Annotated in this window: 13 protein-coding genes and 2 pseudogenes; 5 read left to right on the forward strand and 10 right to left on the reverse strand. The window is 33.0% G+C overall.

The annotated features are described in order from the left end of the window. Together Q7P22_RS12800 and Q7P22_RS12805 are read right to left on the reverse strand one after the other, a co-directional pair. Positions 1-408: a DUF86 domain-containing protein gene (locus Q7P22_RS12800; RefSeq protein ID WP_303864772.1), complete on the reverse strand. Its 408-nt coding sequence runs from the start codon at positions 406-408 to the stop codon at positions 1-3. After that, positions 401-808, reverse strand: a complete 408-nt coding sequence (locus Q7P22_RS12805) for a nucleotidyltransferase domain-containing protein (protein ID WP_303864748.1) — start codon at positions 806-808, stop codon at positions 401-403. Before Q7P22_RS12805 ends, Q7P22_RS12800 begins: the two co-directional genes overlap by 8 nt. Before the next feature lie 322 nt (positions 809-1,130). Between Q7P22_RS12805 and Q7P22_RS12810 the strand changes: the two genes are divergently transcribed. Beyond that, complete coding sequence (locus Q7P22_RS12810) at positions 1,131-2,021, forward strand: hypothetical protein (protein ID WP_303864750.1); 891 nt, start codon at positions 1,131-1,133, stop codon at positions 2,019-2,021. Between the two features lie 162 nt (positions 2,022-2,183). Here Q7P22_RS12810 and Q7P22_RS12815 read toward each other — a convergent pair whose 3' ends face one another. The 6 genes and pseudogenes from Q7P22_RS12815 to Q7P22_RS12840 form a co-directional block, all read right to left on the reverse strand. After that, the gene (locus Q7P22_RS12815; RefSeq protein ID WP_303864752.1) at positions 2,184-2,456 is read right to left on the reverse strand and encodes a hypothetical protein; all 273 of its coding nucleotides are present in this window, start codon (positions 2,454-2,456) and stop codon (positions 2,184-2,186) included. Between the two features lie 71 nt (positions 2,457-2,527). After that, positions 2,528-3,433 (reverse strand): hypothetical protein, encoded by a 906-nt coding sequence (locus tag Q7P22_RS12820; protein WP_303864754.1) that lies wholly within the window; start codon positions 3,431-3,433, stop codon positions 2,528-2,530. 64 nt (positions 3,434-3,497) lie between these two features. Further along, positions 3,498-3,629, reverse strand: a pseudogene (locus Q7P22_RS12825) (DUF2809 domain-containing protein); the annotation flags it as partial. A 418-nt stretch (positions 3,630-4,047) separates the two neighbouring features. Further along, positions 4,048-5,193 (reverse strand): adenosylcobinamide amidohydrolase, encoded by a 1,146-nt coding sequence (locus Q7P22_RS12830; RefSeq protein WP_303864756.1) that lies wholly within the window; start codon positions 5,191-5,193, stop codon positions 4,048-4,050. Positions 5,194-5,717: 524 nt separating this feature from the next. After that, positions 5,718-6,527 carry a nitroreductase family protein gene (locus Q7P22_RS12835; RefSeq protein WP_303864758.1) on the reverse strand — a complete coding sequence of 270 codons (810 nt, stop codon included), beginning with the start codon at positions 6,525-6,527 and terminating at the stop codon, positions 5,718-5,720. A gap of 918 nt (positions 6,528-7,445) precedes the next feature. Further along, positions 7,446-7,970 (reverse strand): nitroreductase family protein, encoded by a 525-nt coding sequence (locus Q7P22_RS12840; protein ID WP_303864760.1) that lies wholly within the window; start codon positions 7,968-7,970, stop codon positions 7,446-7,448. A gap of 83 nt (positions 7,971-8,053) precedes the next feature. Here Q7P22_RS12840 and Q7P22_RS12845 point away from each other — a divergent pair, with 83 nt between their 5' ends. Next, positions 8,054-8,305 carry a hypothetical protein gene (locus Q7P22_RS12845; protein WP_303864762.1) on the forward strand — a complete coding sequence of 84 codons (252 nt, stop codon included), beginning with the start codon at positions 8,054-8,056 and terminating at the stop codon, positions 8,303-8,305. A 14-nt stretch (positions 8,306-8,319) separates the two neighbouring features. On the opposite strand, the pseudogene Q7P22_RS15035 reads toward Q7P22_RS12845, so the two are convergent. After that, positions 8,320-8,460: pseudogene (locus Q7P22_RS15035) on the reverse strand (helix-turn-helix transcriptional regulator); the annotation flags it as partial. 258 nt (positions 8,461-8,718) lie between these two features. Here Q7P22_RS15035 and Q7P22_RS12850 point away from each other — a divergent pair. The 3 genes from Q7P22_RS12850 to ablB all read left to right on the forward strand — a co-directional run bounded on the left by Q7P22_RS12850 (position 8,719) and on the right by ablB (position 11,838). Beyond that, a complete protein-coding gene (locus Q7P22_RS12850) occupies positions 8,719-9,258 on the forward strand; it encodes a flavin reductase family protein (RefSeq protein WP_303864765.1) in 540 nt (179 codons plus the stop codon). 450 nt (positions 9,259-9,708) lie between these two features. After that, positions 9,709-10,995 (forward strand): lysine 2,3-aminomutase, encoded by a 1,287-nt coding sequence (gene ablA / locus Q7P22_RS12855; protein WP_303864767.1) that lies wholly within the window; start codon positions 9,709-9,711, stop codon positions 10,993-10,995. Positions 10,996-11,001: 6 nt separating this feature from the next. After that, the gene (ablB, locus tag Q7P22_RS12860; RefSeq protein WP_303864769.1) at positions 11,002-11,838 is read left to right on the forward strand and encodes a putative beta-lysine N-acetyltransferase; all 837 of its coding nucleotides are present in this window, start codon (positions 11,002-11,004) and stop codon (positions 11,836-11,838) included. A gap of 422 nt (positions 11,839-12,260) precedes the next feature. On the opposite strand, the gene Q7P22_RS12865 is transcribed toward ablB, so the two are convergent. Beyond that, positions 12,261-12,921: DUF2399 domain-containing protein (locus tag Q7P22_RS12865; RefSeq protein WP_303864771.1), on the reverse strand; the 661-nt coding region annotated here is incomplete at its 5' end.

The following is a 12,921-nucleotide window of genomic DNA, read 5'->3' on the forward strand; positions in this document are numbered from 1 at the left end:
TTATTTAACCTTACTAATAAGATATGTAAATTCTTCAAAATCCTTTAAATGATTTTCTATAACTTTTTGCAAGATTTCCAAATTAAGATTTTGATAATTGTGAACAGCTATATTTCTAAAGCCTATCATTGCTTTTAATATATTTAACATTCTATCATCAATGATATTATGTTGATTTAATGCTTCAAAAGCATCTCTACTATTTTGTGGAATACCTAATTTTTTTTCTGAAACTAAATGCATCGCTATATCAATCGTTGCTTCGACAGCTCTTTGAATATTTAATACGATAGAATCTTGTTTAGTATAATCCATTAAGTTATCTGAATTGTGATTATATACTTCTTGAATTCTTATTACACATCTTTCTATAATACTTATTTTATTATATAAAACATCCTTAACCATATACTCTACCATCCCTTTCAATCGCATTTAATACTATTTTTCTTTCTTCATTTAATTTTGCATAATCTTTAAATGCTCTAATATCATAATTGGCCATTAAGTATTCATCTGCACAATATAATACTTCTTTTGTGCCTACAATTTGAGCGGCGAATACTGTATTGATGTCTTTTAAGTGAACAATCTGAGTATCTCGTTTAACTTCAAAAGAAAGATTGCCTGCAGCAATCATTAATTTGTAGGGGTCAATGATATCGTCAGTATAAATAGCTAGGTCTATATCACTATCGTTTCGCCCTTCTCCTTTGGCGAAGGATCCAAAGAGATAGATAAATTTGGGATTAAATTCTTCTTTTAAAAAACGTACTATTATATTCTTATCTTTTTCTGATAAGTACATTTTGCTCACCCCTTTTCCCATATTATATACTAAATTAGTTTGATTATATACTTGCAAACAAAAGATTAATGTGATGTGTATTAGTTAGTGTCACTACCATTCGCGTACAATTAAGAATTTAGAATGCAAAATTAAGGGAGTTTATGAGGGACAGGTAGGCATTTACGGAATGAAGTAAATACCTACCTTTTCTGAATTCCATTATTATTCTTCTTCTGTCTATTAGAAGTAAAGAAGACAATTTGGTATAATAATTATAAATGCAATCTTATAGTGCTACATATTAAAACACTACTGTGTTACATAAGGAGGCTACACAACTATGAAATTTTACAAGGAAAATAAAAGTATCATTAAAATACTTTGGATTTTAGCGATTCTATTCACTTTATTTGGTTGTAAAAATGAAACCACTCAAAGTAAACATACTTATATAGATGATAAGTATACGCCATTGTATGGAAATAAGATTTTTACTATGGAAGAGATTATTGAATTATCTAAACTTGCTTATAGTGTGGCTTATGAGGATCTAGTGAATTACGCCTATAAAGAGCTATTACTTACAGCTGGTGAGGAATCTCCTTTTCATAATAATTATTACGCCTTTCCCATTGACTCTAAAGACGGTGAATATCAGTTAGAAGTATCTATTCCTAAAGGTACTAAGAAGTTAGATGTATTTAATATCGTACGAAAAACAACTCATGAACACAGAGACATACGCCGTTTTAATATAGAAGAATTTTTAGCTACCTATGAAAATATCACGGATTATCTTTCTGTCCAATTACCTAAAAACAGTGAATTTGGCACATTTGATTATTATCTAAATGGCAATAGCAGCGGAAATTCCATTTTGATAGGTGGAGTTGAAGTAGGCGCTTTTGAGCGTAGTTTTGGTTCATTCTATGGAGATACTCCAGGACAATGGTCCTTAGAATCTCTTTACTGGCAATTCTATCCTAATATGGCTGATCTAAAAGAATTACAGCTAAAAGATAACTCTGTTAAGGGATTTGCTTTTACGACAGATCACCCTAGTGATATAAAGCATCACTTTGTCAACTTTGTAGAAGATGGTTCCTTGTGGGTTTATACTTTAAGATTAGATGCAACGTTTTTTTCACAAGAAGATGCAATCGAAATAGCTGAAAGGGTTACCTTTTATGAAGATAGCTTTTCAGCCCCAGCTCCTGATTATGGTTCATGAAGATTAATGTGTTAGTTTACCCTTTTTCAAATAGTGTAAATCATCCACCTTATCAATTCAACTTTCGCAATAAATTTACTTCTATAAATTTATTGCGAAAGTTTTTTATAAAAGATGAGAGGGGCACATCAAGATGGTGACTTATATCTCCTAAAATATGGATTAAAAGGTCACCGTCCCGATATGCCTCTTTACTTCTCTATATTCCACGATATTATCAAAAGCATAAGGAACTAGGCTATAAGACATGTGCCAGTAATTTAGGTATAAGCAGAATTGCATTATGCACATGGGTAAAGTACATCTAGCTAAATCAAACCCATCTTCTGTAGCCCTTTCAAAATGAACTTCAATATATTTCTCTCCATTTTCTTCAAGAATTTGAGAATGGACAATCTTGGTTTCGTCCCCTAATGTGACATATGGATACATCATTTTAATCACCTTCTCAATTGTAGTTCTCTACAAGTACATATCTCATTCTGTTGTCTAGATCTTAAAAATCATTAAACCAAGTCATTCAATACAGCCAGCTTTTGAGATATCCAAAGGAAAGAACTTGCTGCTGTTCCGTAAAGATATGGTGCTTGTGATATAGCAATCATAACCTCTTCCTTCGTGTAAGGAGCATACATTCCAGAATCAACGATATCGAACATTTCTTCTTCATCCAATTCACCCTCTTGACAAAAGAAGTCTACAAGTTCCCTATTAGCCCCATTTAGTTTCTTTAAATAGGTTTCTGCTCTTTTATAATTGTCCATCTTATAGTACATTACGATGATTGGCAATAACATTTGAGTGGTATCTTCTTTGTATTTTTTATAAAGTTTTAAGGCATTTACTTCATCTTCATACAAGGCATATAAGCTAATAAGAGTATATCTTACGCCTAAATTATCATTTTCAGACAAAACTAATAAATCTTCGGCTTCCTTTATCGCCTTTCTAAATTTGCCCATTTGAACTAAATCCCTTAAATAAGCATCTCTTAACCGCATATAGGGTCTAGTTTCTAAAATACCCCAAAAGTGTCCTACATCTTCTTCATTTAGCAGGTCTTGTTCTTTTAAATACTTCTCTGCCTTTTTAATCAACTTTTCATATTTTAATTTCAGCTCTTCAGGATTATCTGTAGTTAAATCTGCTATCATGACTTCTGCATCAAGACAATTTTTATCCAGCTTAAGAGCTTTTTTAGCATACTTTAAGGCATCTTTTTCATTATCTGCTTCATAAGCCATTTCTAAATAATCCCATGGACTCTCTTGTCTTTTACTTCCCATCTCAACAATGTTATTTTGACTATCTATAAATTCTTTAAAGGCTTTATTTAATTCCTCCTCATTAAGTTCTTTATCACCAATAAACTTCTGAAACTCTCTAAATACTCTTTCCGTTTCTTTATTCATTTTTTCTCCTTTTCATCATATGCTTTTTATATCGATAGCACTTGAAAAACATAAGTATTCAAATCTATCTTTTAATTACCCCAATAATAATCCCTATAGTGTAACAAAAGATGTCACTCCACAAAAATCCAAATCCTAAGACAAGACCACCTAGTGTGGTTTGCCTTAGATTGTCAATCCATGGAGCATGATAGAGTATTATATTCTTATCTTTTTCTGATAAGTACATTTTCCTCACCCTTTTTCCCATATTATATACTAAATTAGTTTGATTATATACTTGCAAACAAAAGATTAAGGAGTTTATCAGGGACGGGACCATAGTTTATCAGGGACGGGACCATAGTTTATCAGGGACGGGACCATTAACATCACTTTTGCTCCCACCTTAAAGTATTACCTCAATTCACGTGAAATCCCTTTATTTTCAAGGAATTCACAGTTGATGTTATAAATTAAGGTTAATCATTTCATGACCGTAATGCGGATTAACAGGGTCGTTGTCCTCTACGATTTGAGATGCAAAAATATAAGGGATGTTGAAGTCAGATAACAATCATAACGCTCCAATGCGGCCTATGGTAACTTCTACTCCTAAAAAATGGAGTGAAAAGTCACCGCCCCGATATGCCTATGATATGCCTATAAATAATTCGAGCTAATAAATATGCAAAGCTGTTTATTATAGAGGATATTGTTTTCTCTTTACTTTTGTCGTTTATATGAAAACTATAATTGATTTTGTATTTATCACAGATACTTAATAATATTCGACTAGTCTCTATAGCTACCTCCCTAGGTTCTAAGAGATTCCAATTTAACTGATCTATTAGATGTGCAAGTAAAGAAGAGTTCACTACCAATGTTGACTGATTATCTATTGCTTCAATTGCCTCTATTAATCGATCTTCAGTTACATAATTGGTATCGTAGTTTATATATTCTTCTATTATTCTTTTATCATCTAGTCCGAACCTGCTTAGTCTTCTTATAACACTATATTGTCTTTTAGAATCAAGTCCTGTTTCTAAAAATAACGCCTCCTTTACTCCTTCCATAACAGTCTTTCCAATCAATTCACCTAATTTACTGTGTTTACCTGCAAAAGTAAAAGTGTTTTCACTATTTTGATTGCATATGATGACTGTTTCATCTGTGCCTGAACCTGTGGCTATTCCACAAGAATACATACTTCTAGCCATTAACTCTTGAATAGCAGCAGTCTTAGCTTCCGTACAAGTTACCATAGCCCTTGCCAATGTTCCGGGGGATAAGTTTCCATCTATATTGAGAAATATGTTGATGGTTCCAGGTTCTAATAAGATAATTTCTCCCTTTTCCTCGTAAAAGGAAGCTGGGTCTCCCACGCGACCAGCATTTACCTCGATACCAGCAGTTATTATGGCAGTTACTATCAAATCCCTATATTCTGATGTTTTAATGGACACATTCTTCATAGATACTGCTGTAGTAACTCCAGCAGATTTTTCTGGATTTAATCCCAGTTCACTCGCTATAGTTTTTAAATCCTCTAGATATGTATCGCTATTCATACAGTATCCCTTGCCATTCTCGGGCTTAGAATCAAAATTAAAAACCCCGGTTAGATCTTCTCTATAACCACTATTTAACTGAGAGGTAGATAGAACACCTCTTATACCACTAAACTCAATAGTGATACTGTAGTTGTTTTTGTAAACTTTATCCCCATTTGAAAGTGTAGTCAACAGCATTTTATTCTCCTTATATTGTTTATTCATTTTTAGTTAGTTCAACTCTAACAAGCATTAGCCAATTGTCCGCCACATCCATAAGAGTGTTAATTAAGGCAGGGCGAGATACGAGGCGAGATACGAGGGACGGGACCATTAACATCACTTTTGATTCCACTTTAAAGTATTACTTCAATTCACGTGAATCTCCTTTGTTTTCAGGTCCTTCACAGTTAATGTTACACATTAAGGTTAATCGTTTAAGGCATATTGAGACGGAAACTTATATTTCCTAAAAGTGGATATCTAAGGGCTAAATATGCAATCTTGTATATTTTTATAAAAATAATAGGTCTATGTATTTATAATGGAATAGTATTCAAAAAACCATATCATCATAATCAACAATATGGTTTCACGAATACGGCTTAAACATTCACGACAAAATTTTGCGTATTGAATTAAATCACTTCTTGCCTAATAGACAGGCGAAAAAAACAGTTTTATATCTCCAGCCATACCTACTTGAAAGAAAAGTAAAAATTTCCTTATACTAGTGGGAGCTCATTATCTTATTTCAAAACAACCTTGGCTTGTTTTCTAGGAACCGTTCGGTAGTATTTTACATCGGGATAACCCAATACAAGACAAGCTTGTACTTCTTTTTCATCCTCAATATTTAAGAACTGTTTTATCTCTTTGTTTTGATTTGCAGCTCTTACGAAAAAGCCACTATAAAACATTCCAAGCCCTTGGGCAAATGTCATAAGTTCCATATTTGAAGCAGCTAGCCCGGCATTAATAACAGAATCGCTGACGACACATACAACTGCAGGTGCATGAAAAAACAAGTCATCACGACCATCTTGACTATAGTGGTCACACATATTGATCCATCGATGAGCGTACACTTTATATATCCTTGGAATTTCAGTATTCGATAGTATTTCTTGTGCCTTTTGCTTTAAACTCTCCAGTGCCATTTTTGTCAATTGGGGCAAATTATCTCGTACAATCACATAAGAGGTTCCTTGTAAATTGCTACCAGTAGGAGTATATCTTCCCGCTTCGATAATGTCCATCAGCTTTTCATCTTCAATGGGCTTTTGAATAAATCGTCGTATAGACCTCCTTCCCTTAATGGCCTTTAGCAATAAATCAGGATCTAAGGCCGCTGATTCTAAAGTAGACTCTTCTACCTCTCCCATTTCGTACCCTTCTATAGAAGCCGCATTCTGAGGACACACAGCAACACAATGCCCGCATTCCATACACGTAAAAACAGCTCTAGCCTTTTTATCTTCAATAACAATATTCTTTGGAAAGCAGTCCGCGACACATAGGCCACATCCTATACAAAGTTCATTATCAATATGTATCAATTTGATACCTCCAGTAAGTTATTTGCAAGTCATATAGATAAATGCATATTCCCTTTTACCTTAAGTCATTATACTGTATAATGCCCTTTTTTAAAAGTTGAACTCTTTCACTATCATGTGTTGTTTATTACTTTTAGTAATTGTTAATATATTTTCATAAAAACCAATTTTTAAGGACAAATCCTCCTTGAGTATAAACTTTACACTTAATAAGATCCTTCTCTGCGCCAAAGATGACTTCCGGACATCACGAGAGGCGGGACCATTAGCATCACTTTTCTCCTACTTTAAAGTATTACTTCAAGTCGCGTGAAACCCTTTTGTTTTCAAGGCCTTTATCGTTAATGTTATACATTAAGGTTAATCATGTTGGGACCGTAATTTGGGTTGACAGGGTCATCATCTCCTACGATTTGAGATGCAAGAGGTAAAGAATGCCAAAGCTAAACAACAATCATACCGCACCAAGGGCGACCTATGATAACTTTACATTTTACGCTTTACACTTAATAAAATCCTTCCCTGGATGATGGACAATATCTTTATCCGAATTGATTCTGCCGGAAATCTAAAGACAGACAACGAAAAGTCAACTGAGAAAATTTATGATACTTAGCAACCATCATGGAGCTCGACCGTGCGATTTAATGTAGCGGGAGAACAGGTTTATCAGTTTATAATGATAGAGTTCTATTGATATTTTGATTTGCAACCACTCTTTGATCCATTATAGTCAAAAGCCAGCTGCATTTTTCTGTGCTATACTAAAGGATAAGTGGAGGTGTAATATATTCTTGTGTGTCTTTTACATTATACCCTTTAGCAATTAGGGCTTTTGCAATTTGCTTTTACTTTATCCTACATGCTTTACCTAGTAAAAGCAGTTAATTGTTATCCTCTTCAACAAGAAGTTTTACCTTAATCTATATATTTCTCATACATTACCGTTTCGCTTATTTCCTTGCGTTGGGTAATATGTCGCTCTGGACTTAAGAATCCTTTATCTGGATACCCCATTAGAAGTAAAGCTGTCGGTTCTATATACTCTGGCAAATTGAATTCATTGCTAATAATTGCAGGATCAAACAAACCAACCATTACGCTTCCTATATTTAATTCTCTTGCTGCTAACATCATGTGGTCACAGACAATACCTATATCTAAGTCGCCAGAACATTTTTGGTCAAATGGTCGTACTAATTCATCCCGTCGATCTCGACACACGATAAAAACACACTTAGAATCAAAAGTTTGATATGCCTTTTTGATTTTCAAAATATTTTCTTCACTCTGAACAACAATAATCCTTTGTGGTTGTTTATTACATGCTGTAGGGGCGACACGTCCAGCAAATAAAATCTGATTTAAGTCACTTTTTGAAATCTGTGCTCCTGTAAAGCCACGTGTTGTGCAACGCTGTTTTGCCAGTGTTAAAAAGTTCATTATTTTTCCTCCTCATATACGAACAATCATTCATATTCTTATTATAGTAATTCTGCTGATAGCTGTCACTCGCTCAATTAAGAATGATGATATCAGAAGATACTGATATCAATTATCATTTTTCCAATTTTGAAAATGAATATTTCTTAAAAATCACAGAGTTATTGAACAAAAACGGCATAGAGCCAAATGATTTATTTGAAAAAGTTTACACTTGCTGCATTTTAATTGATGCTCTTAGACAGGAAAAGTCTTCATTTTCACACAAGGGTTTAGACTTCAATATTTTTAAAGACCAAGTAACCAAAACTGTCATTGCATTATTGTCTAGTTGATTTTTTATTAAGGGCTAATAAAATCGTTTTTTGTATTTAAATGAATCTTCGAAATAAAAAACATCTTCAAATTTCTCATTTAGAGCAATGCAAATAAGTAAAGCAAGTTTTGTGGTCGGAGAATATTGCCCTGTTTCAATAGAGCTTATTGTATTTCATACCAAGAACTTAATTAATGAATAATGAAATAAAAGAGCATTAAAGTGATGAAGAACAATCTGCTTTTTTGCGCATGATTAGGTTGTCAATTGATTTGTTAAATGGTATATTATATAAAATATATAAAACATTGATGAATAGGATATTATAAAATATATCAATCAATACTAATGATGAAAATTTTATCGGCATTGGGTGTAATATCTTAAAGAGTTGGTCCTGTGCAGAAAAACATGGCGTAAAAGGAGATAATTATGAAAAGACAAATAAATATATTTGACTATTCTGAATTGATTATGAAGGTACTTAAAGAAGGTGTATTGATAACTACAAAAGTTGGAGACAAAGTAAATTCGATGTCGGTTTCATGGGGAATGTTTGGAATTGAATGGGGTGTGCCTATATTTACAATCTTTGTGAGAGAGAATAGATTCACTAGAACTCAGCTGGATACAAATGGAGAATTTACAGTTAATATTCCTATTGGAGATTATGATAAGAAAATTATTAGTTACTGTGGATCAAGAACGGGAAAAGATATTGATAAAACAAAAGATTTAAAATTCACTCTAGTTGATAGTGAGATTATTAGTGTGCCAGGGATTAAACAATTGCCGCTAACATTAGAGTGTGATGTAATATATAAGCAATTTCAGGATAAAGATGCTTTGCCAGAAGAGATTAGAAATAAGATGTATCCAGAAAATGTTGATAGTTCAAACCCAGGAGCAAACAAAGATTGTCATATTGCATATTACGGGGAAATTGTTAAAGCATATATTATTGAAGAGTAGGAAATAAACGGATGTGTCAAGTAAAGTGGGATGTGTAAATATATCTGTGCTTTAGAAAAGAGATAACTCCTTTCTGATGAAAATCAAAATAGTGATTTAAATCAGGCTTGACTTATGTGGAATTTTAGTTTAGTATATACATAATTTTATATTTAATATGAAGTAAATATTATGAGTAATAAGTTTTCGAGTCTGTCACGTATGAATTAATACAATTTCAGATAAGGCTACTGCAGTTGTAAAAATAATGTTGAAAAATATTTTATAGAACTGGGGTTTGTTTAGGATCATATGGTCATGAACTATACTATGGAAACCATGGTATAAAGCGAGCTAATTGTGAAGCTTAAGCACTCTAACTCTATTACGTAAAGTAATGAGTTAGAGTGCTTTTTTTGTAAAATACTTTGCTGTAACATAAATTACTAACTAAATTTAAGGAGGCAACAAATGAAAGAAAGAATAGACTTTATACATCTATATATGGATGACAAAAAGTTAAATGAAGAGTCTTTATCGAAATGGACCGATTGGAAGTGGCAAATTAAAAATTCCATTAGAAAAATTGAGACTGTTGAAAAAGTGTTGGGAATTTCTTTTTCTGAAAATAAAAAAAACAAATTACAAGAAACTTTAAATGCGTTCCCTATGGCAATTACACCTTATTATATGTCCTTAATTGATCCAAATGATTATGAAAATGATCCTGTTTTTAAACAAGCTTTTCCAGATATAAGAGAATTAAATAAATCAAATGCCGATATGCTTGATCCCTTAGCCGAGGAAAAAGATAGTCCCATTACTGGAATTACTCATCGTTATCCAGATAGAGTCCTATTCCATGTTAGTAATCTTTGCGCAATGTATTGCAGACACTGTACAAGAAAAAGAAAAGTAGGTGACAGAGATTCTATTCCTTGTAAATCTGACCTTATCAAAGGGTTTGAGTATATAAAAGAGCATACGGAAGTAAGAGATGTTTTACTATCTGGCGGAGATCCATTTATGTTACCTGATGAACACATTATTTTTATCTTAGATGAGCTGGCTAAGATAGATCATGTTGAAGTCGTTAGAATAGGCACTCGAACTCCAGTGGTCCTTCCATTTAGAATTACTAATAAATTAGTAGATGCACTAAGTAAATATGATAACCTGTGGATCAATACTCATTTTAATCATCCAAAAGAGTTAACCATGGAGGCAAAAACAGCAATAAAAAAACTCACCAAAGTAGGTATACCCATGGGAAATCAATCTGTTTTATTAGCAGATGTTAATGACTGCCCACGAATTATGAAAAAGCTCGTTCAGAAGTTAGTCCGTTTTAGAGTAAGACCTTATTATATCTATCAATGTGATTTATCTAAAGGTCTTGAGCATTTTAGAACTTCTGTTGGAAAAGGAATTGAAATAATGGAGAATTTGAGAGGGTATACAAGTGGATTCGCAGTTCCTACCTATGTTATTGATGCTCCTGGTGGAGGTGGGAAAATTCCAGTTGCTCCAAACTATATTATATCTTGGTCAACAAATAAAATCATTTTACGAAATTATGAGGGTGTTATTACTACATATCAAGAACCAGATTGTTATGAACATAACTATTGTGACCTAGATTGTGCCAATTGTAATCTTCAGTTAAAAATGGATACCCTACATAATAGTGAAATGGTAGGTATTAATAAACTATTGGCAGATTACGATGATACGATTAACTTGACACCAGTGGGGTGAGAAATTATGTTTGATGTAATTGAAAAACTTGAAAATTGCACGATTCATCACGGAAAATCCAATAACAGAATCTATCTCATGGAATACGATTCAAATGACGAGAATATTATAATAGATCATTTAGAAAACCTAGCTAAAAAAGAAGAATATAGCAAAATAGTATTAAAGATACCCGAGAATGCAATTCAATTTTTTTTACAAAGAGGTTATCATGTTGAAGGACAAATTCCAGGATATTTTATAGGAAAAGAGGATTGTATTTTTTTAAGCAAGTTTTTGCTAGCTACAAGAGGTAGATCGGATAAGAAGCATCTATACAAAAGTAATATAGAAATTGCACAGACAAAATCACAAGTACCACTAGATAATTTAAGCTCGAATTTTACACTTCGAAAAATGGATGAAAGAGACGCATCAGAAATGGTCACCTTATATAAAGAAGTATTTCAATCTTATCCGTTTCCCATTTTTGACACACGCTATATTATTGACACAATGAAAGTTAATCTCGTATATTGGGGAATATACTGTGGTAAGGAGTTGATTGCTATATCATCAAGCGAAATTAGTTATAAATATAAAAATGCAGAAATGACTGATTTTGCCATAAAGCCCGAATACAGGGGTAATCGATTAGCAAAGTATCTCTTAAATGCTATGGAAGAAGAAATGAAAAGTAGAGGAATTGAAACGCTTTACAGTATAGCAAGATCCCTTTCACTACCCATGAACTGTACTTTTTCAAGTTTAGGATATAAGTATGGTGGCACATTAGTAAATAATACACAAATTTCAGGTAAAATTGAAAGTATGAATATCTGGTATAAAAGCTGTACATCCTAGGGTAGTCATAACCGCTTTTTTTATATGCTCATAATGCCTGGAATCCATTTAGCAATGACACATTACTTTACATGTTTTGTTTCATCGGCTGTGCTGTATGTCGGTGTTTCCAACATGACATGCTGATTCATTTCAGCATGTCATGATAAAAACGTTTGATATTATTCCTTTCGCCTGGTAATACTTCAGCCAACTCATCCGTAAATTAATCAATGTGTGCCGTGCGCTTATTAGATAATTTGTAATGTAATCAACATTCTCTTGGCTAACCTGTATGTTGCCTTCCTTCTAAAACCTAATAGAATGCTTTATAATACCTTAAAAACGCTACCCGGTGACACAAGTTCTGGTTTGTTTTATCAACTGATTGGTTATTATTTATGGCTCTACCATTATCTTAATATCTGATAAAATTCAGGATATTATATCCCCTCTAAAATATCTGAGATATAATATTCAAGTAAAAGTTCTTGATAGGCACCATAATGCCTTTTCTTAATTTCATTAGCAATAACTTGTAACTCTGGACTTTTTATATTTTCTAATTTCTTTAGCCTCTGCTCTGTCAACTTTACCTTTGACTGTATTTCGTTGTATTCCTCTACACCATATCTCCATAAAATCAGAGCCTCTTTGTATCGTTGTTTTAATTTATCTGCAATCATAATGCCCTCAGGGTCAAAATCACCTGAGTAATATATCTTAACGCCACCTTGCACGACTTTATCTAGCAAAACGAAGGATGCCAGTCGTAGCTGTCCATAGGTGCAGATCGTCGATGGGGCTATTTTCCTTGTTTGATAGAGAACTTCACTAAATACTGTAGGATTTTCGAATACATATACCTTCTTGTCTCTACATTTTACCTTTTCAATATTAGTAAGATTTAATAAAGATATTTGTAAAGGCTCTCCTGATTGCATAAAACCCTCCCAACCTTTATGAATTTCTTCTGAAGACCATGCTCTTATTCCACTACAAATAGTAAAGTTAGATAGTTCATCAATGAGCAGTCCCGATTTATACAACAATTCACTTTGTTCTTCAGCGTTTTCAGGATAAGTACAATTGAATTTATAAGCA

The organism is Alkalibaculum bacchi, assembly GCF_937875145.1.
Lineage (GTDB): Bacteria > Bacillota > Clostridia > Eubacteriales > Alkalibacteraceae > Alkalibaculum > Alkalibaculum bacchi_A.

Coding starts and splice junctions, on each gene's coding strand:
- Q7P22_RS12820 (WP_303864754.1), bottom strand. CDS start 3,433: ATGAATAAAGAAACGGAAAGAGTATTTAGAGAGTTTCAGAAGTTTATT.
- ablA (WP_303864767.1), top strand. CDS start 9,709: ATGAAAGAAAGAATAGACTTTATACATCTATATATGGATGACAAAAAG.
- Q7P22_RS12815 (WP_303864752.1), bottom strand. CDS start 2,456: ATGATGTATCCATATGTCACATTAGGGGACGAAACCAAGATTGTCCAT.
- Q7P22_RS12850 (WP_303864765.1), top strand. CDS start 8,719: ATGAAAAGACAAATAAATATATTTGACTATTCTGAATTGATTATGAAG.
- Q7P22_RS12840 (WP_303864760.1), bottom strand. CDS start 7,970: ATGAACTTTTTAACACTGGCAAAACAGCGTTGCACAACACGTGGCTTT.
- Q7P22_RS12845 (WP_303864762.1), top strand. CDS start 8,054: ATGATGATATCAGAAGATACTGATATCAATTATCATTTTTCCAATTTT.
- Q7P22_RS12830 (WP_303864756.1), bottom strand. CDS start 5,193: ATGAATAAACAATATAAGGAGAATAAAATGCTGTTGACTACACTTTCA.
- ablB (WP_303864769.1), top strand. CDS start 11,002: ATGTTTGATGTAATTGAAAAACTTGAAAATTGCACGATTCATCACGGA.
- Q7P22_RS12800 (WP_303864772.1), bottom strand. CDS start 408: ATGGTTAAGGATGTTTTATATAATAAAATAAGTATTATAGAAAGATGT.
- Q7P22_RS12805 (WP_303864748.1), bottom strand. CDS start 808: ATGTACTTATCAGAAAAAGATAAGAATATAATAGTACGTTTTTTAAAA.
- Q7P22_RS12810 (WP_303864750.1), top strand. CDS start 1,131: ATGAAATTTTACAAGGAAAATAAAAGTATCATTAAAATACTTTGGATT.